Origin of the sequence: Hymenobacter artigasi, from assembly GCF_012275535.1 — a bacterium.
Taxonomy (GTDB): domain Bacteria; phylum Bacteroidota; class Bacteroidia; order Cytophagales; family Hymenobacteraceae; genus Hymenobacter; species Hymenobacter artigasi.
In genome coordinates this window covers 22434-48217 of record NZ_JAAVTK010000025.1, presented here as the reverse complement: position 1 = coordinate 48217, position 25784 = coordinate 22434, and the positions used below count along the sequence as shown (strand labels likewise).

Annotated in this window: 17 protein-coding genes; 11 read left to right on the top strand and 6 right to left on the bottom strand. The window is 54.5% G+C overall.

What is annotated here, in order from left to right; all coding sequences use genetic code 11:
• From HBN54_RS22265 to HBN54_RS22245, 5 genes are all read left to right on the top strand, one after another.
• A partial coding sequence (locus tag HBN54_RS22265) for an alpha/beta fold hydrolase (protein WP_168675448.1) occupies positions 1-1023 on the top strand: 1023 nt, incomplete at its 5' end.
• Between the two features lie 710 nt (positions 1024-1733).
• Positions 1734-2165, top strand: coding sequence for a hypothetical protein (locus HBN54_RS22260; protein WP_168675447.1), 432 nt, complete (start codon positions 1734-1736; stop codon positions 2163-2165).
• A gap of 119 nt (positions 2166-2284) precedes the next feature.
• On the top strand, positions 2285-2677 hold the full coding sequence (locus tag HBN54_RS22255) for a hypothetical protein (protein ID WP_168675446.1): 393 nt from the start codon (positions 2285-2287) through the stop codon (positions 2675-2677).
• Positions 2678-2685: 8 nt separating this feature from the next.
• Positions 2686-3105, top strand: a complete 420-nt coding sequence (locus HBN54_RS22250; protein ID WP_168675445.1) for a hypothetical protein — start codon at positions 2686-2688, stop codon at positions 3103-3105.
• A 386-nt stretch (positions 3106-3491) separates the two neighbouring features.
• Positions 3492-3914 (top strand): hypothetical protein, encoded by a 423-nt coding sequence (locus tag HBN54_RS22245; RefSeq protein ID WP_168675444.1) that lies wholly within the window; start codon positions 3492-3494, stop codon positions 3912-3914.
• 238 nt (positions 3915-4152) lie between these two features.
• Here the strand turns inward: HBN54_RS22245 and HBN54_RS22240 are convergent, their stop codons facing one another.
• The 4 genes from HBN54_RS22240 to HBN54_RS22225 form a co-directional block, all read right to left on the bottom strand.
• Positions 4153-4479 carry a hypothetical protein gene (locus HBN54_RS22240; protein WP_168675443.1) on the bottom strand — a complete coding sequence of 109 codons (327 nt, stop codon included), beginning with the start codon at positions 4477-4479 and terminating at the stop codon, positions 4153-4155.
• A gap of 137 nt (positions 4480-4616) precedes the next feature.
• The gene (locus HBN54_RS22235) at positions 4617-5516 is read right to left on the bottom strand and encodes an IS3 family transposase (RefSeq protein WP_168675450.1); all 900 of its coding nucleotides are present in this window, start codon (positions 5514-5516) and stop codon (positions 4617-4619) included.
• Positions 5513-5821 carry a transposase gene (locus tag HBN54_RS22230; RefSeq protein WP_168675442.1) on the bottom strand — a complete coding sequence of 103 codons (309 nt, stop codon included), beginning with the start codon at positions 5819-5821 and terminating at the stop codon, positions 5513-5515. The genes HBN54_RS22235 and HBN54_RS22230 overlap by 4 nt, the downstream gene beginning before the upstream one ends.
• Before the next feature lie 34 nt (positions 5822-5855).
• A complete protein-coding gene (locus HBN54_RS22225; RefSeq protein WP_168675441.1) occupies positions 5856-6278 on the bottom strand; it encodes an SUKH-4 family immunity protein in 423 nt (140 codons plus the stop codon).
• A 1602-nt stretch (positions 6279-7880) separates the two neighbouring features.
• Between HBN54_RS22225 and HBN54_RS22220 the strand changes: the two genes are divergently transcribed.
• Positions 7881-8528: an AAA family ATPase gene (locus tag HBN54_RS22220; protein WP_168675440.1), complete on the top strand. Its 648-nt coding sequence runs from the start codon at positions 7881-7883 to the stop codon at positions 8526-8528.
• Here the strand turns inward: HBN54_RS22220 and HBN54_RS22215 are convergent.
• Both HBN54_RS22215 and HBN54_RS22210 read right to left on the bottom strand, forming a co-directional pair.
• Positions 8512-8928, bottom strand: coding sequence for a hypothetical protein (locus HBN54_RS22215; RefSeq protein WP_168675439.1), 417 nt, complete (start codon positions 8926-8928; stop codon positions 8512-8514). The genes HBN54_RS22220 and HBN54_RS22215 overlap by 17 nt on opposite strands.
• Before the next feature lie 56 nt (positions 8929-8984).
• Positions 8985-10157 (bottom strand): replication initiation protein, encoded by a 1173-nt coding sequence (locus HBN54_RS22210; RefSeq protein WP_168675438.1) that lies wholly within the window; start codon positions 10155-10157, stop codon positions 8985-8987.
• Between the two features lie 1345 nt (positions 10158-11502).
• Between HBN54_RS22210 and HBN54_RS22205 the strand changes: the two genes are divergently transcribed.
• From HBN54_RS22205 to HBN54_RS22185, 5 genes are all read left to right on the top strand, one after another.
• Complete coding sequence (locus HBN54_RS22205; RefSeq protein WP_168675437.1) at positions 11503-18051, top strand: LamG-like jellyroll fold domain-containing protein; 6549 nt, start codon at positions 11503-11505, stop codon at positions 18049-18051.
• Positions 18005-18682: a hypothetical protein gene (locus tag HBN54_RS22200; protein ID WP_168675436.1), complete on the top strand. Its 678-nt coding sequence runs from the start codon at positions 18005-18007 to the stop codon at positions 18680-18682. Before HBN54_RS22205 ends, HBN54_RS22200 begins: the two co-directional genes overlap by 47 nt.
• 87 nt (positions 18683-18769) lie before the next feature.
• The gene (locus HBN54_RS22195; protein ID WP_168675435.1) at positions 18770-19261 is read left to right on the top strand and encodes an OmpH family outer membrane protein; all 492 of its coding nucleotides are present in this window, start codon (positions 18770-18772) and stop codon (positions 19259-19261) included.
• Between the two features lie 30 nt (positions 19262-19291).
• On the top strand, positions 19292-19900 hold the full coding sequence (locus HBN54_RS22190; RefSeq protein WP_168675434.1) for a hypothetical protein: 609 nt from the start codon (positions 19292-19294) through the stop codon (positions 19898-19900).
• A 15-nt stretch (positions 19901-19915) separates the two neighbouring features.
• The gene (locus tag HBN54_RS22185; protein WP_168675433.1) at positions 19916-25774 is read left to right on the top strand and encodes a hypothetical protein; all 5859 of its coding nucleotides are present in this window, start codon (positions 19916-19918) and stop codon (positions 25772-25774) included.
• The last annotated feature ends 10 nt before the right edge of the window (positions 25775-25784 follow it).

The following is a 25784-nucleotide window of genomic DNA, read 5'->3' as shown; positions in this document are numbered from 1 at the left end:
CTGGCCCCGCAAGCCGACCTCGTCTATCTGTACACCGGGCTGGAAGGAAACGGCCGCTTTTTCTTCGATAATTTAGTGCTGCAAGTGCAGGCCCCTGACCAGACGTGGCAGCATGTGCCGCTTAAAAACAGCGATTTTGAGCACTCCCGGACGCCGCTGGCCGGCTATGTCCTGGACCCGCAACTGAAAGGCCAACTGCCCGCTGGCGTCGTGGCCGACCTGGTGGCGGGCCAGGGCATGGACCAGAGCCAGGCGTTGCGCCTCACCCTATCGGGCAACCGGCTGGTGAAAGTGCCGCTGCCCTACGGCAGCAACAAGGCGGCCGGTAAGTACTGCCAGTTGAAGGGGGTAAACCTTTATTACGAAACCTACGGCACGGGCGAGCCCTTGCTCTTGCTGCACGGCAACGGGGAGTCCATCCATTCCTTCAGCAGGCAGATTGAGGACCTAGCGGAGCATTACCACGTGATTGCTGTGGACACCCGCGCCCAGGGGAAGAGCGTAGATACGCTCACGGCCCGGCTCACGTACGAGTTATTTGCCGACGACATGAAGGCCTTGCTCGACAGTCTGCGCTTGCCGAAAGCGAACGTCCTGGGGTGGAGCGATGGCGGCAACACCGGCCTGCTTATGGCGCTCCGTTACCCTACGTACGTCCACAAGCTCGTCACGATGGGAGCCAACCTGTATCCTTCGGCCGAAACCGTGGACGGCAAGATGCTGCGCCAGAGCGAGCAGGCCCAGAAGCTGCTGGATAAGAAAGGGGACCTAAAAAATAAGCGTCTGCTTACCCTGGTCCTCACCGAGCCACACATGAGCTACGCCGAAATCGAGGCCATCAAAGCGCCCACGTTGGTGCTGGCCGGCGAGAAGGATATTATCAAGGAAGCGCATTCCAAAGCCATCGCCGCGCACATTCCCGGTGCTCAGGTGGTCATCCTGAAAGGCGTCACGCACTATGCGCCGCAGGAGAACCCGGCGCTGTTCAACCAAACCGTGCTGGCCTTTCTGGCAGCAAAGTAAGGGAACCCGGCAGGAGCGCGGTGCGAGTCGAGGACATGAAATTTCGGGCTCCTGTAGGCCGTGAGTTCTGGGCTCAGAGTAGAGGCGGAGCTAAGCCCTTGTGCCGAGCGCCAAACAACCCCCTCCTTAAACTAAATGGCCGCGTTTACCGACCCACCGTTAAAGTAGACTAGACCGACGGGCATTTTCGCCGGACTTTTTCTAACCGCTTAGTGTGGGAGTTGAGTGAATCGGAGGGCGTAAATGAGGCGGATGGACTCCGCCTCCCTCACGGCGCGGCTGGTCGGCTCCAGCGACAAGGCTCCTTTGCTAGTGAGGTACAATTCAACGGTATCCGTGCCGATAAGTAGTTGGTTGTTCTCAAGGAGTCGGTAGGGTTCCGCTTCGGTGAGGCCGCCTTGTGTGATAGCGAAGGCAGTTGAGCCAATAGCGAGTTGCATCAAACTATCGGTGCTTATCCAATGAGAATCTACCAAGGGCTTGACCGCTACCTTATGGGGCTCCCCTTGCTGACATCCGACCAGCCCGATGGCGAGTAGCGAAACGGCGAACGGGGTACTTACTGCGTGAAGGAGACGGCTGAACATGATTCTTCAAAGTAACCCTCCTTCAACTGAACAGCGCGCGTTTACCTTGCCACCGTTAGGGTGAACCGACAATAAGCAAGCGTCCGTGCTTGGCAGCGGGCCCTGGGTCTTATCTTTCGGGCCATGACGTTTCTTCGCCTGCTACGCCTGTTGGCTACCGTGCTGCTCTGTCTGGGCTGGCCGGCGCTGGTGGGCGGGCTCAGTTTGGGCGGGGGCGGCATGGTCTTCTATGCTTGGTTTATCCTCGTCTTTTACGGGTGGTGGGTGTACGGGCCGGTGCTGGGCCTGCACCGGCTAGCCCTGGGCGGGATTCGGCACCCGGCGCTAGGCCACAGCCTGACGATAGGCGCGCTGCTGGCCGTGCTCGTGCCCGGGGCGCTGATGCTCAACGAATACAACCGGCACTTTCCCACCCCCACCATTCCCCACTTCAGCACCCACCGGGCGGTGGACTTGGTCAATTACGCCGTTGCCGGGGCGCTCTACGGCGGGCTCTACTGGCACTGGGTGAGACGGCGCGGGGCGGATGCGGCAGGAAGTAGACCGGGGCAGTAGGTGACGAAATAAGCTCGCAATTTTGAACGGCTGCTAACCAAAATCACCGTTTGAATGAACGGCTATTTTTATAGCCACCTTGCGCGAAATACCCTCTTGTTCCTGCCCTAACAGCCTCTATGCACCGCTTCAACTTGATAGGTTCAGCGTTGATGCTCGTGCTGTGTTGCGCTGTTTTCCCTAGGAAAAAAGCCGAACGAGAAGTGGCAATGGCTGGGCAGCTTGTCCCTGTTCAAGTCTTGCGTACCAACTGCAATACGTCTGCCCACTTCCGCTCCTTTCACTTCACCTTTCGGGACCGCGAGCATTCCTTAAAGGTGGGTCGAGCGGACTGCGACGACCTTCGGAAAGGCAGCACCATGCTCTTGCAACACCTAGACGCTTATCCCGATGTATTTCTCATTCCCGGTTATTACAGTAAAGGTGAGAACTGGGCGTGGGTGGGCATCTTTGTCATGGGAACCTACGGGGTCGTCTCCAGTTGGCGCCATCTGCGAAAAGAAAAAACATAACGCTCGTTATGAACCTCACCCTTCTCGTTTGCATGTTTACCTGCTTGGCCGGGGAGCCAAACAGCTGCCTGACGCTTAGTATTGGGCGCTTAGATGCCGCGAAGCATCGGGCAGAGCTCGTAGTTACGCGTTCATGCAAGCGCAATTTTGTCTACAAATACAGTTTAGAAATGCAGACTTCAGCCGGCGAATGGGGTCGAGTACTGGAAAACGTGCTTCATCGGGTTAACCCGCCCAATGGATACTCTACGCCCTACGTGTCGTCGCAGAAGCGCCGGGAAACCATCGTCATTGCCTATCCATCGACCCTGCCGCAACAGGCTGCCACGCGGTGCTTCCGGATAAAAGCCGAATACATGGCGTCTGGCCCGACGATTCCAAAACCTGCTCCCCGCTACGTGCTTTATACCGCTGCGTTTCATTTCTAACCAAGATTGGGCTCGCTTGGCTCATCGGCCGCTAACCAACTCGCTTTAGCAGCCAGTGGAGCAGTCGGAGTTCAAAAAACTGGTTCAATTAATGAGTTCAATAAACGACCCTTCAGGGATGAGTTTTGTGAACCGCGAGCCCTCCCAAAAACGGTGTAAAAAAACGGCCCGAAAAACCTGCCTTTCCGGGCCGTTTTTTGGAGGCCGCCGAGTTTACGAAACTCATCCTATCGGCACGTTTCGTAAACGTTGATTCGTAGACGAGTTTCATAAACTCACCAAGTGCTGCAGTAGCTTACGGGCCATTTATTCTGAGCCCCTGCTAGTGGTTTAGTAAACCGAGTCTTACATTGGACGCTATGAGGCTTCTAATCTATTTGCTCTCTGTGGTTGTGCTCGATGGTGGGGGCCTGACATGGAAGACAAGTCCCGCTCGCCACCTACTCGTCGGCAAGTACCGCTACGACATTGCCCTCAAAACATCCTATGCGCATGACGATGATGCCGACAATACCTACTTCACGGTCACACGCGCCAATTCCGGTGCAAAGCAACCGTGCAGTGGTTTTCTAAAAAGCATTACCCGTCAAGGGGAGGTTAGAACAACGGGAGCGTATGCCGTCAACGGTCCCTATCTGCTTTTCAAAATGCGGAACCATGGTCCACGGGGCGTTCGACAATGGCAGGATAGACGGTGGGTGATTCCTGATTCGACGGTGATAACGTTTACGCCAGACCGCAACGGCCAATTAAAGGCAGTTGAACATCGGGAATACATCGATGGGAAAACTAAGAAGGTGTTTTATTAGAACCTCTTGCTCCTGCTTCAATTAGTCTACCCAAACGGTACGACGTTGAACGAGCCATTAATTGGCATTACAAACTCACTCCGCTACTTCCACCCGAGCCCTTGCTGACAGGCTTGCTCATGGGTCAGCCACGGAACCCGTTGCGTTTGATATGCGGCTTTCCATACCCGCTGCAGCAACCCGCTGCCGGCCAGCCAAAGAAAATGCTCCTTATATCGCTTGTTATAGTCTTTCTTGGCTAGTTGCCAGGGTTGATAGGCCCACACTGGGAGGGAGGGCGGTTGCGTAAAATGCGGATTGGTCCACTGGCCCCCAGGAGTTGCAGGACTGCCAACGACGCTTCCCAGAGGTAGCCCCCGTCGAGGTTCACATTCCGCAAGAGCCACGTGCGGTCGGCCTCGTCGGCATACGCCCAAAAGGCTTCGCCGGTAGCGCGGCAGGAAAGCACGTCCGTGGCTGCGTCAAATAGCACCGCTTCGCCGGTATGGCGACATAGGGCCGTGACGAGCTCGGCGGCCGTCGGCACGCGGTGCTCGAAGAAAATGGACTCGGAATAAATGCCCATGACCAAAGCTACTTACTCTAAGCAGACTCGTTTACTGAAACGGTGGTGGCTTGAACGCGCTGTGTTCAGTTGAGAGCTATATGATGTGCTATTGGTATTGCAAACCAAGGGCGATAGGGAAACCTGAGGTGGTCCATTTAGGCTGGACAGTTTAGGGCAGTAGTTTGAAGAAGCTGTTGGTGAGTATGATAGGGCGTCTGATAACCGATGCTCGAGTGCAGGCGCTCGTGATTATAGTAGTCAAAATAGTCGGCGACGCTGGCCTGGGCGTCGGCCAGGTCGGCAAAAACAGGCCATTCACGGAGTTCGAGCACCTCCGTTTTGAGTCGGGACCAGAGGCTTTCGGCTTGCGCATTATCGTAGCAGTCGCCGCGCCGGCTCTGCGAGCGCACCGCCCCGTGCTGGTGGAGCAGGGCGCGGTAGGCCTTGCCGCAATATTGCCCGCCGCGGTCGGAATGCACGAGTAGTTCCGGGGTGGGCGGCTGGGAGAGGAAGGCCCGCTGTAAGGCGGTGGTCACCAGTTCCTCGGGCATGGTGTCCCCCACGTTCCAGCCGACGACGTGCTTGGTGCACTGGTCCTGGAACGCACACAAGTAGGCCCAGCAGCCGTTGGCCAGCGGCAAATAGGTAATATCCGAGACCCAGACGCGGTTGGCCTGGGTGGGCTTGGGTTGGTCGAGCAGCCGGTTGGGCGCACAGCGCAGGCCATGGGTGGAGTCGGTGGTGCGCGGGGTGAAGGCCTTGGGCTGTAGGGCGTGCAGGCCCTGCCGGCGCATGGCCACGCGCAGCCGCTGGCGGCCCACCCAGTGCCCATCCTGGCGCAGGACCACCTGTAGCCGGCGGGTACCGTAGCGGCGTTTATGGTACCGGAAGACCTTGACCAGCGCCGTTTCCCACGTTGGGGTTGAGGGCCCCACCGCCGTCTGTTGCGCCGCCTGCCAGGCGTAATAGCCACTGGCCGGCACGCCCAGCACCTGGCAGAGCCGCCGCACGGGATACTGGCCGCGCTCGGCAGCGATGAAGCGGTAGCGGCTCATGGGGTCTCGGTCTGCGAGAAGATGGCGATGGCTTTTTTTAAAATGTCCAGTTCCTGCGCCTGCCGCCGGGCCAGGGCCCGCAACTGGCGCAACTCGACCGCCGTGTCCGGGTCCAGGGCCGTCCCCAAGGCGGCCGCAATCGGCGTTTGGGCGGCTTTCTGCCAGTGGTAAATGCGTTTGGGGTCAATATTGAGCGCCCGCGCGGCGGCCTGAGTCGAACGGCTTTGCTCCGCCAGGCGCAGGGCCTCGGCACGGAAGGCCGCATCATACTTGCGGCGTTTGTCGGGTTTTATAGGGTCTTTCATGACGAAGGAAAGATACCACCCTGTTCTGTCCAGATTATCTAGACCACCTCACTCCTCGGGTGGTCTGCACCTCCTGGACAAAGCGGGTGTAGGCTACCAGCGACGCGGCAAAGGCCGGCAGCGACTGGTTGACGTACTGGGGCAAAAAATCAGCTTCGTGGTCGAGCACTTCCACGCGGTCGTCCGCCGCTGTATTCAAAACAAGTGGGTTGCCCGCGCCATCGGAGCCGATTCGAATGTAGTGGTCGAACCCGGCTCCCAAGCGGTACAGGCGGCCAACGGGCACCAAGACCGTGTCAAAGTCAAGAAACGGCGCCGAATCGGGCGGCAGGCCCTGGGTTGCCAAGAAGTGCCGCGTGGCCGGTTGTAGGCCCAAAGAGGCCGTCGCTTCCGGCCCGTAGCAATGCAGGGCCACGCCGCGCGTGCGCCAAAATTCGGTCAGTTCTTCGGGAGGCATTGGCGCAAAAGGTTTCTCGGCAAGGTAGCCACCGTTCAGGAAAACGGTGAATTTGGTATGTAAGGAACGAACGTTTCGCCCCTTGGCGACGGTGGTTTCCCGTTGAGCGGCCGTTGTCTGGGCCCCTCCCCTCTTGCCGGCCCCGGCCGTGAGGCCAGCAATCCCCGGGCCGGAAAGTGGGAGCCTGGGTTTTCCACCCCCTCCCACAATGTGCTCATTGCCAGGCAATGGGAAAGTGGAAAAGTGGGAAACACAAAATCGGCTCTTTCCGCTCGCCTTTATGCTGAAAAAAGGCATAAAAGCGGTTTTTCAGCATAAACTGCTGATTTGTATAGACATACAGTCATTTTTTTGAGCCGTTACCCCTTTTTGTTATCTCCGGTAGGGTGCCGCCATCCCTGCCCGGGTTGCCCGGCGCGTAGGGCGACGCCACAGATCGATCGCGGCGTGGAGCGCAGATAAAAACAAACAAAAACTTTACTGTTTAGCACAATGTATTTTTCACCCCCTTTTTGTGAAATATATGCCGGGTCCCCCTCTTTTTCTGTTTCCCGGCTTCCCACTTTCCCACCCGCGTTGGACAAGCCAGCCACGACGCCTAACACGCACTATATATTATTGACATTTAATTGCTTATAATCAATTTGCAGGGAATTTGGTCTGGCACGGACTGTGTAAAACGACTGGGAAAAACTGGGAAAAACTGGGAAAAACTGGGAAAATGGGGGAAATAGAACGGGGAAAGGGGGCTGCTCAGCCAGTTTCGCGGCGATCCGGCCAAGGCCGTGCTCGCCGGGCTGCTCTGCACTTCGCCCTAGGTACCACACCACGTCCCAGAAGCGGAGTTATGTAAAGTTGATCTTACCTACTTAAAGCCCTTGATAAGGGGCTAGGAAGGCTAAAACCTTATAACGCATGTTCACTCAAAATCAAGTTTTAACACCTAGTTACGAGTGTAATTATCGACCTTTAACAAGGTGTATTTTCACACCTAAATACACACCTGTACTTTGCTATAAACCATATTGACAATCATCACAATATGATTATCAGTCAAAATATAGTAAGATGGATAATAACGGCCTCACAATGATGAGTCCCTCTTCAGCAATGTAATCCAGAGGACTTATAAAATCTGCTATTGCAGCATAGACTCACATCTCCTTGCAAGGATTAGCGAGGGCAGGCACTTAACTGCTAAGCCCATTAGGGCCGCGAGAATAAAGAGCACTAACGCGAACCGGTTCACCCACTTGCGCTGCCGCGGCGACTGGTTGCGGTCGTCAGAGAACCTGGGAAAAGTAGATGGATTATGGCGGATGAAGCGTTCAGCAGAGCGGTAGGTAGTGCATCATCAAAGCCGATAACGCATTATATGCAACTGACTCAACTGCAACTGACTCAGCGTTCCGATAAATCAATCCTCTTTGCTTTTTGGACCTTATGGATATACTGATATCAACAAGCATGATCAAAGGTTGCTGTTAACTCGTCTGAAATCTTTACTTTTGGCCATCATACAAGATTAGAGGTGTTATTGCACACCGTAATCTAGATGCGTTTCCACACCTTAAATCACACCTTATCTAAAACGTTAACCGCATGATATTCACTGTTGGAGGAATCAAAGGTGGTACAGGAAAGACAACCATATCAACAAACTTAGCTGTTTGGCTATCTCGTCAAGGAACTGACGTATTATTGGTGGATGCCGATGAGCAAGAGTCAGCATCTGACTTTACTGCATGGCGTGATGAGACGCGTAAAGGCCAGTTAGGTTATACTTTGGTTCAACTCACTGGCGGAGCAGTTCGCCGGCAAATTGAGCAACTGCGACCGAAGTACGACCATATTGTTATAGACACTGGTGGACGTGATACAGCGAGCCAGCGAGCAGCACTATTTGTATCTGACATCTATTTATTGCCCTTTGCACCAAGAAGCTACGAAATTTGGACCTTATCTAAGGTTCTGGCCTTGTTGAACGAGGTGCAGCCTGGTAGAGCCAATCCTCTACAGATTTATTCATTCCTCAACAAAGCCGACACAAGGGGAGTTGACAATAATGAAGCAACTGAGGTGTTACGCGAAAATCCAGAGTTGAATTATGTGGATTTTCCATTGGTTAGCCGTAAAGCATTTGCCACAGCTGCCAGCAAAGGGTTATCGGTTTTTGAGTCCACACCACCAGATGAAAAAGCGATTGGTGAACTGGATGCCCTATTCCATCATGTTACCCACCTTGCTTAATAGAACTAATGGCCGTTTCACCGCCCCCCCGAAAAAACACTGCGGTACACCAATCCCCAGTTCCAAATAAAATAGATGAGAAGAAGATTGAGGCAATCATCAATCGAGGTAGCTCATCAGTAGAAACAGCGCCCTCAGCGCTTACTAAACTTAAGAACTTCAACATCAAAATCACTGCGGAGACCTTAGCTAGCATTGATGACGTAAGGGCCAAACGACCTCGTAAGCCGACAAGCCCTAAGCTTGGCATATCTACCCAAGATTGGATTTTAGAAGCTATTGCGGAAAAATTAGACCGGGAAAAGAAGAAGTACAAAAATGGGTGAGGTTTAGCACCTAAAAAGAGGTTTTGTTTTGCACCTAAAAAAAGGTGTAAAACAAAACCTCTTTTTAGGTGCATTTTATATAAGCATCGTATTGATTTTCAGAATTTCACTAACATTAATCAATAAGAGATTACCCACCTATTTGCTTTAACTGTTGCTCTAAATTCGCAATGACTTCCTGCACGCGCGCGATTACATCTGGCCGAGTTTCTTCAGTATAGATAACAGCAGTTTTCACAAATTGTAAGCTGCCGTGAGCATCTTCTAGTTCGCTTAACAGCTTCTTGCGCTTAGAAGCTATTGCAGGATTGACCTTTGCCTTAGGTGGGGTCACAGTGTGCTGGGATTTGCGGTAGGCTTGCAACATATAACCATCGGTCAAGGCCTTGAAAACAGCACCGCCTTCATTCTTGACTTTCCCAATTTTTACCTGAGCCTTTACAGTATTTAGTACATAGTGCACGTAACCTTCATCATAATCACCTGCACTCACACGCTCTTGAATCTGTAGTAAACTACCGGGCGATACGCCAGCAGCCAATACCGCTGTTGCCCATTCACTAATAGGTGCACCAGGCAGTTGGGCGAATACGTTTGAAGTCGCAGATTCTATAGGCTTGAACAGAAACTCAATATGAGTTACTAAGCGCCCTTTGCTGATGGTAGAGTAAGTAAAAGGCAAGTCAGTTTCAGCCAGTTCTTCTTTGGCTCGTTCAAGGACTCGGGCACGGAAGTTATTAAACCGGTCATACCCCTCAGAAAGACCTAGGATTGATTTTAACTCATCGAGTTGCATAGTACGCTTTCCAAACGCAGCATATTCGCGTAAGAGCCAATAGATGCGGTAAGAAGCAGCACTTTTCAGCTTCATGAGCTCCGTAAGTTGAGCCTTTGTGAAGTTATCGTGCAGTTCCAAGAGGTAATCGTGCAACTCATCGTTGAAACGCAGTACGATTTGTCCTTCACCTTCAATATAATCAGCCCTCGCTAGCAGAGGGATTGCCGAATAGGTGCGCTGTTTCATACGCTTTCCGCCTGTGTCCAAGGTTTCGATCGTAATCAGTCTGCTGGCAAACTTTTCCAATACCTTCCGCACATGACCATAGTTCTGACTAGAGCCTTGGTCGAGTATTTCTCGCACGCTTAACTCGCATTTGGTAAAGGATGTATCATCTCGTTTGATGCGTGTTAGCATGGCAAGAAACATCCGCGCCTCGGTAGTATTTAGGTCGAAGCGCGCATTAACTAGTGCATTATGCTGTACAACTAGTGGGTGGGTAACTAGGGTAGGAGAGGGGACCATCTGGTAGTATGTGATGACTGGCGAGACTCAAATATACAGTGAAAAAACCGTATCGACTACAAAATATCATTAAATGAGTCGATACACACCAAAAGTGTAGTCGTTATATCTACAGTTCACACCAAAAGTGTAGTTGATGCGCCCCAAAAGTGTAGTCGATACACACCAAAAGTGTAGTCGATACACACCAAAAGTGTAGTCGATACCCTCTATAAATAACTGTATGTCAAATGGTTACGAGCACCGTAAACTACTATAAAGAGATTATAAAAAGAATAAACAGCTAGTTTTTTGTAGCTTGACTTTTAAGGATTTTAAATCCGGACAATCCAGCTGGTGAAAGTAGTCTGACACCAAGTGCGGAAGCTCATTAGAAAAGTGATTTTCGTAAAATATTGCCTCTAGATGCTAGAAAGAGGCTCTTTTGTAAATGCATCGACTACAACTTTGGTGTGTATCGACTACATTTTTGGTGTTGGAGCTAACTCTAGTCCGAGTATATCGACTACACTTTTGGTGTCTTACTATCTTAAGGTTCAGATCTACTTCAGTACAGAAGAACATAAAAATCTGAGTTGCTTAGAGTGTCATCAAGTCGCTGTCGCGCCTAGTGCTAGGGGGTATAAAAGGGTATTCGGGTGGGGGCAGTGTGTACTTTTTAGTACTTAACAAACTGTTGATTGCCAGTAAATAGTGATTCGTACTGATTGTTCAGGTAAGTGTACTCTCTCTAGTTGCCTTCCCAGTTGGCCTGGAAGGTCCTGAACTGAAAGTTGAGACACATACTAACCACACATAACACCCATCGTTATCAGGCAAGGGTATGCCGATCATTTATATAAAATAATATGTTAAAAGTTCGAATAAGGCCTGGGCGTTGGTCGAATAAATGGACATTTCACTTTACCCACGCATGGCCTCCCCCAGTGGGTAATGTATAAAATTCAAGAAAATAATAGCGCCGATTTCTATTGCGTAAGAGCTAACTTCTTCTACTTTTGCTGCACTGAGGCATTACGGTATCTTTCCACACCGGCATCGCTTCCTCATATTGCGGGTCCGGATTCCTCTGAGGAAATCTAGGTTTCTGTCTTGTCGCTCACGTTCTACCCACGTTTGCATGAAGCACTTTTTACGCTTTGGCGTTGTTGCGTTTTATTTTTTCCTGGCCACTGCCGCCTTTGCCCAAACGCCAGGAGCAGGTGCGCTTACCAATGGACTAGTCGCTTGGCTCCAATTCGATGAACAAACCGGAACGCGCGCATTTGATGCATCCGGGGCCGGTAAAGCAGGGCAATTAGTAAACAGAGCCGAATGGCACGATAATGGCAAAATTGGGCGGGGGGTGCGGCTTCTCATGGCCGGCGCGGCCGTTCAGGTGCCGCTGGCGTGGCAGCCCACGGCTTTTTCCGTCAGCTGGTGGGTCTACGCCGATCAAGGAACAGTGGGCAACTTCACGCAAGCCGTGGGGGCCAGCCTGGATGAGAGCGACCCGTGGAGCGGTTTTTTGTTCCACACCACCTCCACGGGTCGTATCTATGTGGGCACGGATCAGAGCACTTGGCTGGAGACCGCCCAAGGCACCTTCGAAGAGCAGAAGTGGCAGCACTTTACCTTCACGTTCAATCGGGGGGCAGCCGCCCTTTACAAGGGTGACTACCGGGGTGACCGACTCATCGCATCCCGCAGCGGGATGACCATGCCGGCCCCGTGGCGAAACCTGGCCTTGGGGTCGACGGTCAACCAGGGGCTGCCCGCTGCCGGCTACTACGACGACTTGCGGGTGTACGACCGGGCCTTGACGCCCGGCGAAGCGGCGTTGTTGACCGCTGGCACCGCCTCCGTGTACACCCCACCGTCGGCCCCGGCCGACGACCTGAACCGCAACTGGACGGTCGAGCGGACCTACGACGGGTCCGGCAACGATGCCGGCAACATCCTGGCCGAATCCAAGCAGTTCACCGACGGCCTGGGCCGCGCCACCCAGGCGCAGGCCCGCAGCCGGGCCAATCCGCACGTATTTGCCAGCGAAACCCTCTACAGCAGCGGCGGACAGCCCGTGGGGCAGACCCTGGCTGCCCCGACCAATAACCAAGCCTTCGCTTACAAAGAGCAGTTTGTCGCCGTTAATCCAACGGCCCCAAAAGCGTATGACTACACCAATTTTGAAGGGTCCAAAGCCGCCAACCCCGACGGCCTGGACGTGCGCACACTCGGGACCCTCGGCTATTACTACAGCACCGACAACCAACTCGAACCCCTGACGCCGGCGACGGATTACCCCTTCAGCCTGGCGACGCCCGCCGAGGGCCCGCTGGGCGGCCTCAAGCGGGCGGGCGCTCCGGGCGAGGCCTTTCGCCTGGGGAGCGGCCACGAAGCCAAGGGGCGGGAGATTCCGCTGCTGAACGAGTTTGACCACTACACCACGCTGCGGCACCATTTCGTGCCCGGCAGCAACAACGCGGTGCCCCTGCGGCGGCAGGGCACCAAAAGCATTCGCGTGGACGCGGACGGGCGCGAAAGCATCGTCGTGGCCAACAAAGAGGGGCAGGCGCTGGTGAGTTGCCTCACCGGTGCCCAGTACCCGGCCATGCCCGTCTCCGGCTTCATCAGCACCGACCCGACCCGTCCGGACGCCCCGGCCTTTCTCGACATTCACATCCCGGCGACGGGCGAACACCCGCTCACCTTTACCATGAGCGGACGGGTGCGCATCCTCAACCTGAATGGCGGAGCGGGCGTTAGCTTGACCAGCGGCAGCGGCTACCTCGACAGCGTTGACGTCGCCGTGCAGACCAGTACTTCCGCAGTGGCCTACCTGCTGCCCGGCTTCTACCGGTTGGTGTCCTTGCCCGGCGCGACGGCGGCGGATCAAACCCAGGGGTTTAACTACTCCGCCGAGTACGGCAATTTCAGCTACACGTACTACGACGATGCCGGCCGAGCCGTCGCGACGGTGGCCCCCAACGGCTTGGCGGGCAATAACCTTGTCAAAGACCCGAGCTTTGATGAATCCCCCCAACCGGGTGCCCCCGGGCCGAGCTGGCAAACCCTGGGCGATGGCGGGGCGGTTTTTGCCGAGGCATTCGGCGGCCCCCATACCGGTGCCCTGCACGGCACGCACTACCGCAATGCCGCGTATTACGCGTTTACGCACCAAGTCATTGCCAACATCCCCAACGGGCATTACACCCTGCAGGCATGGGTCAAGGGCAGCGGGGGACAAAACAAGGCGTTTCTGCTGGCCCGCAATTTTGGCGGCTTGCTGTACACGACCATTCCGGCAACCCCAAATGGCCCGGCCGGGGCGTGGACGTTGGTGAAAATAGACGACATCGTCGTTAGCACGGGCCAATGCGACATCGGTTTTGAATCGGATGCCGGGCCCAACCAATTCATCTACTTCGACGATGTGGTGTTTGCCCGGAAGCCGGGCGATGAGCAGCCCCCCACGACAGCGTCCACGCAGCAAACGGGGCACTGGGCCTTGAACGAGGGAACCGGCTTGGTCACTGGCGACGAGTCGGGCAATGGCCTGACCGGCACGTTGGTTGGAACCCCAGCCTGGAGCACGGCAGCTGCTCCAGCAGGTATTCCCGCTTCACCGGCGGGAGGGAGCTGTTTGGTGTTCAATGGCTCCAATTACGTGCGCATTGGCGACCCGCCGGCGTTGCGCATGGGCACCACCTTGAGCATTGAGGCGTGGATCTATCCGACGTTGGATAAACAGGAAATTATTGTCAACAAGGAATACGAGTACGAGGTCGCCCGTTTTCCTGACGGGTCCATTCGCTGTTATTTTAACAATGCCACAGCGGCAGTGGATTGGGTATCGACCACTATCACCGCTCCCCTCAATACGTGGACCCACATCGCCCTCACATATGATAACGGCGTGGTAACAGCCTACTTAAACGGGGTAGCCAGTGGTACGACTTATCAAGGCAGCGGTGCGATTATATACCGTGGTGGTGAGCTCTGGATTGGCAGTCGGCAGCTTCTCAGTTACGAAAGCTTTGTGGGAGCCATTGACGAAGTTCGGATTTGGAACTCCGTTCACGTGCCCAACAGTAATCCAACGTCACCGGCCAGTTCGGGCTTGCAGTACGTGACGCGCTCCACTTACAACACCACGGGCCAACTGCTCAGCACCGAAAATAACGAAGCCGGCCGCACAGACTACGTGTATGCCAAGGACGGGCGCATCCGCTTCTCCCAAAGCGCCCTGCAACGTGCCACCGGACGCTTCTCGTATTCCAACTACGATGAAGTGGGACGGGTCGTAGAATCGGGAGAATACACCCCCGCGGGTACGACCGCCACCACCTTTCAGCCGCAAACGCCCCTGCGCACCGTGTACGAGGCCGAAGCCAGTACCGACCGGGGCGGCGGCGCTCAAGCGTTGAGCACGGGCAGCGGCTTTCACAGCACCGGATTTGTTGGCAGCTTCAACCAAGTGGGGGCTCAAGTGGGCTTCAACGTCACCGTTCCCGCCACCGGCACGTATTCTGTCCGCATCCGTTACGCTGCCGGCGACCCGACTTTCCCTTATCGCTCGTTTCCGTTGTATGTGCAAAACGCGCAAACGACGGGGTCGGGCTACGTCGGCCACCAATATTTCCCGACCACGTGGAACTGGAACCGTTGGGACGAAAAGACCGTGGAATTAGCGCTCGTTCAGGGGGCTAATCGCTTGCTGTTCCAAGTGGATCGTGCCCCCACGGCTCAAGACCAGATACACGAGGGATACGTCAGCTTGGATTACCTCGAAGTGGTCAGTGAGCAAATGCCCACGAGCACCAGCGTGCTCAATCTGCTTGAAGAGCGGATGCCCATCAATGCGCTGGCCGCAGCAAATTGCAACCAACGCAACCTCGTGGTCTACGACGAAGCGACCACAGTGAGCGGCCGCCTGCAGGAGTTCACTAACGGGGCCGTTTCCAAAACGCAGAACGACAATGTAACGACGTGGTACAGCTACGACGAGGCCGGCCGCGTCACATGGATGGTGCAGGATTTCGCCGCCCTGGGGGTGAAATCCCTTGACTATACCTACGACCCGGCCGGGAACGTCCTGAAAGTGGCTTACCAACAAGGGCAACCCGACGCTTTTTACCACCATTACGAATACGACGGGGCCCAGCGGCTGTTCCAAGCCTTCACCAGTACGGACGGAACGGCTCGGACTTTGCAGGCGAAGTATTACTATTACCTGCACGGCCCCCTCAAGCGCGTGGAGCTGGCCGAGGGCTTGCAAGGGATGGATTATACCTACACCCTCCAGGGCTGGCTCAAGGGCATCAACCACGTAAACGGCCGCCTCGACCCCGGCGGCGATTCGCCGGCTGGCAACGGCCGGCCCAAGGACCTGTTCGGCCTGACGCTGGACTACTTTAGCGGCGACTACCAGAGCCGGGCCCAGGCCGCCGTGAACCTGGCCGGCTCCAGCACGGCCGCGAACCCGTTCCGCTACGACGGCACCATTCGCACCGCCTCGTGGCGCACCGCCGGCAGCGCCGAAAATCATCAATCGGTGTATGCGTACGATGCCAAGAGCCAGCTGGCGCAGTCCACCTTTGGCGCGCTCGCCATCGCCGGCACCCCGGCCAATTCGACCTACCTCGTCACGCCGTCCCAGGCCTACCGGGAAGGGGGACTGAGCTACGACGCCAATGGCAACCTGCAGGCCCTGCACCGCACCGACAAAGCAGGCTCGGTCACTGATAACTTCCGCTACGAGTACACGCCGGGAACCAACCGCCTGAGCGCCGTGCATGGCGGGGGCAGCCCCACGGGCACCACCGTGTTGGACTACGACTACGATGCCCTGGGCCAGATGACCCGGCAGCGCGACGAGCAGGGGCAGCGCTACCTGACCTACGACGTGACGGGCAAAACGACGGGCGTGTACCTCGACGCGGCCCACCAGCAGGCCGTGGTGGAATTTGCCTACGACGACAAGGGCTTCCGGGTGAGCAAAAAGAGCTACGGCACGGGCACCAGCGCCGGCCAAGTGCGCACCACGTACTACGTGCGCGACGCCAGCGGCAACGTGCTAAGCATTTACGAGCAGGGCGCGCAGACCAACAACGTGGTGCAGCGCAGCGAGGTCCCCCTTTACGGCTCCGGCCGGGTGGGCGTGCTGACGCACCTCGACGATGGCACCACGGCCGGCACCGATGACTATCGCTACGAGTTGAACGACCACCTCGGCGATGCCCGCGTGGTGTTCCACCGGCCCACGACCACCACTGTCACGGCAAGTTGTGAGCTGACCAGGGAAGCCAGCCAGGAAAACGACCAGTGGCAGGACCTGGACCCGGCCCGCCACTACTTCGGCAAGGGTGCTCACCAAGGAGTCACTACGCCCAGCGATTATGTGGCCCACGTCGCGCCGCCCGTGTACGGGGGCCAGAGTGAGGGGCCACGGCGCACGGTGACCGTGGAAAAGGGGGATACCTTGACGTTTTCCTCCTGGGTTTTCCTGGAACACAACGGCATCATCATCTCACCGGAGGAACGAGCAGCTCGCTTACACCTAATTCCGGTGCTGACACCTAGCTCTGCGCTTGCCCTACCGGCGAAAGACGGCGTGCCAACATCAAGTCCGGGCTTGCTCAACCGCCTGACCGCCGGAGTCGCCCTGGTTGGGTGGGGTGGCCGTAAGCCCGTGACCCCGGCCATGGCCGCGCGCACCACGGGAACGCGTGTCTGGTTGCGCTATCGCGTCTACGATGAAAATAAGGACCAAATAGATGAGCAGTACCTCTACCTGAACAACGCTACAGCCCAAACCTGGCAGGCACTGCAAACGGCCGTGCGCGTGCAGCAGGCCGGCACCGTGGAAGTGACCGTCGGCACCGACGACCCCAACTACGACGTGTACTTCGACGACTTGCGCCTGGAGCAGACGGGGGGGATGATTGTGCAGGAGCAGCACCAGTATGCGTATGGCTCGCCGCTGGTGGGCCTGAACTATGCCGTGGGCAACAAGCGCTACCGCTATGGTTACCAGGGGCAGTATGCGGAGAAGGATGGGGAGATAGGGTTCGAAAGCTTCGAGTTGCGTTTGTATAATTCCCGAATTGGACGCTGGGCTAGCTACGACCCGGAAGGACAGTTTGATTCGCCGTACGTGGGTATGGGTAATAATCCTGTCTCGCAAGTGGACCCTGATGGAGGTTTAACCTGTTGTGGAGGTGGTGGCCCAGTTATGAGGGGTAATCATATAGTTGGTTTCAGAGGTGTTGCAAAGACTGCTGGAGCTACAGTAGTTAGAGAAGGTTCATCTCAATTACTCAAAGCGGTGATGAGTCCAATCTTACAGGCTTCTATTAGAACTTTTATGAACTCATATCCATCTTCAATTCCCAAACCGATAGCCAATACAAGTAAATCTCCGTTGGCCAGTGGATATTATATGCCGGTAGGTGGCCAGTTAGCAATATCTGATGAATACAACCGTCCAAGGACACGTAAAAATGGCTCAATTTATACACATGGCGGGTTAGATGAAACATACAAAACTGCTGGTGCTATCAAAGGGCAGAACATAACCCCAATCCTTGCTGGAAGAGTAATAAAGGCAGTTCATCAATTAGATGGGAATAGCGGAGGGATTAGGGTCAATATACAATCGAATACTGGGTTAGTAGTTCGGTATATGCATATGATGCCAGGTTCAAATTCAAGTATAATTAATGGTCAATGGGTAACCCCATACACTGTTATTGGCCGCGTTGGACACAGTACAGGCATGACTCCAGAAGCTCCCGGTATTCACCTGCACATAGAAACTCTTTTAGGCGGCGAGCGTGTCGACCCAGGATTAATAGTACCTGAATTTGATGCGCTACCTGCGCAAAGAGGAAGTCGTAAGTTTTATGGCAGATAAAAACAGAGAATCAATGAATAAGACAATATTTTTGGTAGCTACAATAGTAGCCCTAGCCTCCTGTGGTCGTAAAAATGATGAAACAACAGCTCATCACTTACCACAAGAATCGAAAGGACCTAATCAATTGAGAATGACTAAAGCTGCCAAGAGTACAATACCCTCTATTGGCAAACAAAATGGTTGCAAAATTTTAGTCATCAATAACAGATTTTCCAATAACATAATAGATGTTGTTGGGATATCAAAATTTGGCATAATCCATTTGTCTAAACCGGGCTTTAAAACAAGCTTTGTTACTTCCAAAAACACCTACGACCCGGCTTTTACGGATACGACGTATACCATTACTAGCGGCAATAGTTGGTTAGAAATAAAAAATTTTAATCCCCTTAATACTAAGTCGAAAATTCCAATATGGATTGACGCGGACATCAGAGATAATAACATTTCTACTTATAATGGAGTTTTTATAGGAATGCCTAAAGCGAAGTTTCTCAAGTTGATTGGTGCTAAATATAGTGCGTGCGACACAATAAAAGTAGATACCGATGAGCAATCGTGTAATAACTACTTTGTATTTAGCAATGACTCATTACGGCATATCATATTAACTTCCAGCGCTGATTGATTGCTGTATTAATCCAGTTTTGATGCAAGGGCATAGAAAGCTTAAGGAAATATTTCCAGTCATTCACGTCGCTTTTAGCTTATTATTTTGAAAAAAAATATTTATATTTCATTTTTGAGTTTGCTGATTGCGTCTTCATGCAATCAAAACAATTCGGTTTCCTACGTCAACCCCAATAAGCTAATGCAAGGCTACCACGGAGCAACTGCTCAACACGAGGTATTCCAAGTCAAAGCTAAGGTCTGGCAGCAACGGGTCGATTCGCTAAGCACCGAGCTACAAGCGTTAAGCAATTCTCCCGCAGCTGCCCGGACCGGCAAGGAGCAGCAACTCCTACGCTACCGTGATGCCGTGCGGCAGCAGGCGCAGCAGGAGAATCAGCGCCTGACGAAAGCGGTGTTGGATGAAATCAACGCTTACATCAAACAGTACGGCAAGGAGAAGGGCTGTGCGTTCATTCTCGGGGCTACCGAAACCGGCAACATCGTGTACGCGGCGGAAGGTACCGATATCAGCGACGATGTATTGAAAGGACTCAATGCCCAGTACGACCGCCAGCATCCAGCTTCAGCCCACTAAATGCGCGCTATCAATTCATCTTCCCGCTTGTTGGCTTGGTGCCATGGCCTGCTATGTAGCTGCCTACTGCTGGCGACGGGTTGTTCGGCACCGCTCAATTCGGCCCAATACCGAGCCTACCTGGCCGACCCCGACCACGGCCTCACCCAGACCCAGCATGTAGACCGGGTAAGCATCACCTGCATGTACCGCCCCACCGAACTGCTGGTCGCCCAGGAAGTAGGAAGCATCCCCCATCCGGTTTCTTCGGCTCAGCTTGATTCGCTCCGCCGCAGCTACGCGGGCAAGACGTATTGCGTCCTGGCCCTGGCCAAGGATAGTGCCGCCATCGAGAACCAGTTTGCCACCGATGCCACGGCCTTCACCCAGGCGCTAACTTACCTCAACACCGGCATCGCAGCCGATGTCTTCCTGGTGACGAGCCCGCACGATTCGGTGCCCGCGTTGGCCAGCATGTACCCCCGTCAGTACGGTACCACGGGCCGCTCCACGGTGCTGCTCATTTTCGATACGCACCAACTCCATCCGGAGCAGGGCTTTCACCTGACCTTTCGCGGCACGGCTTTCGGGCTGGGCACGCTCCGCTTCCCCTTCACGGCGGCCAGCTTGGCGGCCATCCCGGCCTTGACGTTCTCCTAGCCTCCTCCCGGTTTATTGCTCCACTTCTACGGTCTGCCTTTTATGATTTTCCGAAACCGCCGCGTGGCGCGGGCCATGGCCTGCTTTCTGCTCCTCGAAAGCATCAGCAGCCTGGTGCTGCCTTCCGTCAGCTGGGCCATGATGGGGCCTTCCCAGAACGAGTTTACCAGCTACGAGGCCCCCGGCTCGACCGACATGGTGAACCTGAGCACGGGGGATTTTTCCTTCAACGTGCCCGTGCTCGACATCCCCGGCCCGGAGCGGAGCTTTTCGCTGCCGCTGAACTACAAAGCGGGCATTCAGCTGGAGCAGGAAGCAACCTGGGTCGGCTTGGGCTGGAGCCTGAATCCCGGGGCCATTGCCCGGAGCGTAAACGGTTACGCCGACGATGCCGACCACGACACAAACGTATCCACGTACACCAAGCAAGTGGAACGCGGCTGGACCGGAGGGGTTCCGGGCATAATCGATTTGGGCTGGAACTCCAATACCGGCCATTCCGGGTCCGTCGACTTGCTGGGGCTGGCAGGCTACAGCTGGGACAAAGATGGCGGGAATGCCGAGGTAATGGGCCTCAAAATGGGAGATGCCGGGATAAGCATCGACCCCGTGAAAATGGTGTCTGCCATCATAACAGTGGCTTCTTTGGGCACGACGGCCGGCCTGTCAGCAGCAGCGGATATTGGCATTCAGGCCGCGTCGTCCGTAGCCATTGGGGTTGGCATGGGCGCGTTTGGCGTCGGCCGGATGGGGGAAGTGAATGGCTTCATGAACCAACCCACGATTACTACGGAGCACCACTGGTTTTATGATAACTACTGGGTTCACTTCGACAATAATTCGACGGAATTTGCCTACGGCTCGCTGCACTTTGACGACATGAGCAAAGCTGTTTCCAGTCAGATGGCCAATTACAATGCGGCAGAATACTCCGACATCGACCCGACCAAAGCATCGAACAACTGGGTTGCCAGCCAACGCACGCCCTACGAACGCGGGCCAACGATTAATGCGCCGGGGGCGAACACTCCCACATTCAAGGCCAAGCCCTTCAAGACCATCCGGGTCTGCAACGATGATGGCAACGAAACGTACGAAACTGCCGCTGACATCTCCCAGGAAATTAGGAAAACCGATGCCAGCTACTACCAAGCCAGCACCCGCCCAATCAGCATCGCCCATGACAATTTCAACGTGATGGGCGAAGGCGTTTCCGGTAGCATCCGCCCGTACCGACTCGAAGTAGGCAGCATCGCGTACCCCAAAATGGGCCGTAACGAGTGCGATAAGCACTTCAAATACATGGTTACGCCATTTTTGGACGATTACAAAGTAGGCTTCCGGTATGAGAACAGTATTTCGAACGGCTATGACTACCACGAGTACGTGCCGACTAGCGGCTCAACCCATCAGCCCGAAGGAATTGACTTCAGTGAGGGCGATAAGAACAGTAGTCAACGGGGGACGCTAACCATCGTCGACCCTCGTTTGGTGAGCGATGCGGGTACCAGAGCAGACCGTACTGGATCAGCGCGCAAAGGCCTGCTTAATATCTCCGCTTCTTCCAGCACTCGCCGGCTGGTGCAGGGCAAGCACGTTGAATGGTATACGAACGAGGAAATTAAAGCCATGTATGTCGCGTCGGTCAATGGCAACGGGAACGGATTTTTAGAGTTTGCCCAGCCAACGGCTACCACGGGCAGTACGGCATCCAACAACCCTTTTCGCCAGGGCCTGCCGTCCAAAGGCATCGGCGCGTTTGCCGTTACGGCCGAGGATGGCACTACGTATCATTACTCGTTGCCGGTTTACAATCACAAGACCTATAGCAAGTCCATTGAGCAATCATACAATACCGCCACGCACACCGATAATTCCTTAACGGGCAGCCGCGGCATCGCCACGCAGAAGTCGGACCAGGAAACGGCTACTTCCTGGCTGCTTACCGCCATCACCTCTTCCGACTACATTGACCGTAATAATTCGGGCACGGTCGATAAAGACGACTGGGGCGGCTGGGTTAAGTTCGATTACGGCAAGCTTACTGGTCAGTTCAAATGGCGGCAGCCCTATGTGGGCGGCTCTTACCCGGATGACATCCCGGTAGTGAATAACGTGCCGAACAGCGACATCATTGCCAGTTGGAATTTCAGCTCGGGTTACCGGGATTCTTATTACCTTAATTCCATCAGCACGCGTACGCATACGGCACTATTTGTGAAAAGCATCCGCCAGGACGGGCGTGGCGCTTTCAGCCGCGGCTTAGACAACGAAACACTGGCCCAAGCAGTTGACCGGTCATTGTTAAAGATTGACGAGCGCGCTCCTTCGGCTTCCTTGCGGCTGGATGAAGTCATTCTATTGGATAACGCGACCTTGGAAAAGCTCCAGACGCAAAATGGTATCCGCACTTCTTCGGACACCGGCCCAGTCATTCCAAGCCTGACAAACGATACCGGCAGCAATGCAGCAACTTATCTTCGACCCGACCCCAAGCTAGGTGGACTAAGCCGCTGGTATTATCCTGTAGCAACAACCGGCCCTATACCATACACCGCAAACGCTACCCCAGATGCATCCTATAGCCCGTATGATAACATGGGCAATGTGCTGGATAAGCACGACTTAGATGCTGATGCCCGCATCCGGCAGTTTGTGGACGCACATGCGCTAAAGCGGGTAGTTTTCAACTACAGCTACGACCTGTGCCGGGGCACGCCTAATTCCTTTTACCCTTATGAGAGTGACTTGGGTAATCCACGCCCATACATAGAATACGGGTCGAACGCTGACTCGGGAGGGAAGTTAACCCTGCGAAGCGTTTCCTTCTTCGGCCCTTCGGTTGGGCAAGTGCCTACTAAAATCATTCCGGATTTTGTATTTCAATACGGGGGTGACACTTATGTATCTGCCAGTAATACTGGTGCATATGGCCGGGCTTACACCAACAATCCGGAGTATGGACAGGAAAAATGGGATGGATTTGGGATGTACAACTACGACGGAAAATATTCGCTCAAGAGCCATCTGGTCAGTTACCGTGCTGATACTGATGGAGCCGCTTGGTCGCTCACCAAAATAACCAACCCATTAGGAGGAAGCACGCAAATCAATTACGAGCGGGATGAATATTCCCATGTCGCTGAATTTGGAACAGCCCGGTTGAGCTTAACAAATACTAACTCTTCTGCGGAACTTGAAGTGAGTGCTGTCCCTGACGCTCGTAATTCAGGATTTGCGATGCCTCTGTTAGGTGACGTACTGAAAGCAGGCGATAAAATACCATTAACCGGGAAAGCAGGATTTACACCCTGTACACGTCGTATTGTCACGGCTTCACTTCCAGTATCCACGGATAGGATTTATGATGCGGAAGAGGGGGAAATTCGTAGTTTGAGATATGACATAGCAAATCGCAAGTGGCTTCTTACGCTGGTTAATGCCCCAGTGGCACAAATACCAAGTCCGACTCAAAACGTGGACTGCTCTAATGCTGGGCAGGGTACCGGCATGCGTGTGGAGACAGTCGTACCCAACAACATAAAAGGTGGTGATATTCGCGTGAGCTCAATTGTGACGGCCGATGAGAATGGCACCCCATACCAAGTGCGTTATAAGTACCAAAAGAGCGGGCCTGACGTGTGCAACAGTTCTGGTGTCTTGGCGAAAGAGCCGCCCTTCATTGGGCGCTTTGAACACGCGCATTATTCCGCCTTCGACTTTCCTGCGACTCCCGTCTTATACAGTGAAGTGACCGTTTTGCGGGGCACGTTCAAAAACGGCAATAATGATTACGACCAGCGCGAGGTGTACGCCTTTCATACGCCGCATACGTCCATGGTCTCTCAAAATGCCCCTGCCTGGCACGGCACAACCAATTTTTACAACCCTGATAATGTGACACCAACGAACAAAAGCTACAACAATATTGAATATTTCGGTAACAACGCCGTGGTCGATGTCGGCAAAATAGGGCAGCCGCGATGGGTGCGAAAATACAACCGGCGGGGAGACGAGGAGCTAAATACCACCTTCGACTACACCTCGACCATCCCCAACCCGGACAATATCGCAGGGCAGGGCCAGTTCACGGAAGGGGTGATGAACAACGAGATGCTGGACCTATACTCTTATCGCATCAACCGCTCCACCAAGCGGTATCTACCCTCGGTGATGTATGCTTCGCAAAGCACACGCAACGGCGTGAGCATTGCCAACACCAACTCGCTGTTCGATTTTTACACGGGGCAAGTCCTGGAGTCACGGTTCGTAAATTCCCGTGGGGAAACCTATCGGACCGTTAACGTGCCCGCTTACAGCAAATCGCCCTACGTGGCTATGGGAGCAAAAGGCGATGACCGGACCAATCACAACATGCTGAGCCAAATGGCCGCCTCTTATGTGTATAGGGAGTCCGGTAATACGTCCCAGCTGCTATCGGCCGGCATTCAAACCTGGAAAAGCGCGTGGGACACCTACCGTGATTTCATCGGGAGTACGTACCAAAACGAGACGGCCACGGCCATACCAGTCTGGCGGGAAAGCGCCAGCTATGCTTGGCAGTCGTCCCAACTCAACCCCAACGGGACGTACGCAAACTTTGTGAATTTTGCCTGGACCGGTACGCCCAATAGTCATTGGGTGAAAACGGGGGAAACCGTGCGGTACGACCATTATTCCCATACCCTCGAAGCCCGAGACATCAACGCCCTTCCCTCGGCGCAGAAGATTGGCTACAACCAAACCCAAGTAATTGCCGCGGCCACCAATACCCGCTATACCGAGCTCGCGTACTCTGGCGCGGAAGACTTGGTAACGGTAAGTGGCAGTGCCCACTTCGGAGGGGAAGTCATTGCCGGCGGGGTTCAGGACGTTACGAAGGCCCATACGGGACTGGCAAGCTTACGCCTGGAGAATGGGCAACAAGGGTTTGTCTATCAGGCAACCGGGGGGACTGAACTTGACTTAAATAAGCCTTACCGGCTAAGCGTCTGGGTACACGCCAATGATGCCGTAGCCCACGCCGGACGATTGTATATTGCCGTTAATGGCACTACGGTCGCCCAAACGTCTATTGCGGCCGCTGAAACGAAAAAAGCGGGGAGTTGGTACCGTCTATCGTTGGTTGCCACCCTACCGAGCAGTGCCAGTGGCCAACTCATTACGTTTGGCTGCGCAAATACGGCCGCGACGCCGGTTTATTTTGACGATTTCCGGGTCTGCCCCGTAACGGCGTCCATGTCTAGTCGGGTGTACGACACCCCAACCAACCGGTTGACTTACTCCCTCGACAACGAAAATCTCTATGTTCGGTACGAGTACGATAAAGCGGGCAAACTCAAGCGCGTGTATAAGGAAACGTTGGACCGCCCGAACGACGCTACGACGGCGCAGAAGTTGGTAAAGGAATACGAATATAATTATGCCCGGGGTACTGCGCCCAATTGGGTAACCGTGAGCTATCAATGCGAGACAAACCCTGACGGGGCCATCAATGGTTACGAAATACGGAGTGAAATGGATGTGAATCCCTTGAGTCCAACGTACAATACCACTAATACGGTTAAGGCGGTCAACGGGAAGGCCAGTACCTGCCATGTCTGCAACTCCGACCCCAATGTTCTAGAACGGTTTGTGGCACCAACAACCGGGGGGGGGGCCGGGACGTGCTTCGTCGGGCAATGGATTGGTAGCAGGCAGGACGCCAGGGGCTGCGTTGGTGGTCACTTGAATTGGTGGAAAACTTATCAATTTGGTCCAACTTATACTGAGGATATCCCACAAACGCCCATAGTGTGTACGCCTGGTAGTGGTGGAACACCGGTGATACCAAGCGGCCCAGCACAACCTCGTACCTCCAACACCGGAAAATAATGTTAGCCTT

Coding starts and splice junctions, on each gene's coding strand:
- HBN54_RS22260 (WP_168675447.1), top strand. CDS start 1,734: ATGACGTTTCTTCGCCTGCTACGCCTGTTGGCTACCGTGCTGCTCTGT.
- HBN54_RS22255 (WP_168675446.1), top strand. CDS start 2,285: ATGCACCGCTTCAACTTGATAGGTTCAGCGTTGATGCTCGTGCTGTGT.
- HBN54_RS22250 (WP_168675445.1), top strand. CDS start 2,686: ATGAACCTCACCCTTCTCGTTTGCATGTTTACCTGCTTGGCCGGGGAG.
- HBN54_RS22240 (WP_168675443.1), bottom strand. CDS start 4,479: ATGGGCATTTATTCCGAGTCCATTTTCTTCGAGCACCGCGTGCCGACG.
- HBN54_RS22235 (WP_168675450.1), bottom strand. CDS start 5,516: ATGAGCCGCTACCGCTTCATCGCTGCCGAGCGCGGCCAGTATCCCGTG.
- HBN54_RS22230 (WP_168675442.1), bottom strand. CDS start 5,821: ATGAAAGACCCTATAAAACCCGACAAACGCCGCAAGTATGATGCGGCC.
- HBN54_RS22225 (WP_168675441.1), bottom strand. CDS start 6,278: ATGCCTCCCGAAGAACTGACCGAATTTTGGCGCACGCGCGGCGTGGCC.
- HBN54_RS22220 (WP_168675440.1), top strand. CDS start 7,881: ATGATATTCACTGTTGGAGGAATCAAAGGTGGTACAGGAAAGACAACC.
- HBN54_RS22215 (WP_168675439.1), bottom strand. CDS start 8,928: ATGCACCTAAAAAGAGGTTTTGTTTTACACCTTTTTTTAGGTGCAAAA.
- HBN54_RS22210 (WP_168675438.1), bottom strand. CDS start 10,157: ATGGTCCCCTCTCCTACCCTAGTTACCCACCCACTAGTTGTACAGCAT.
- HBN54_RS22200 (WP_168675436.1), top strand. CDS start 18,005: ATGCGCTACCTGCGCAAAGAGGAAGTCGTAAGTTTTATGGCAGATAAA.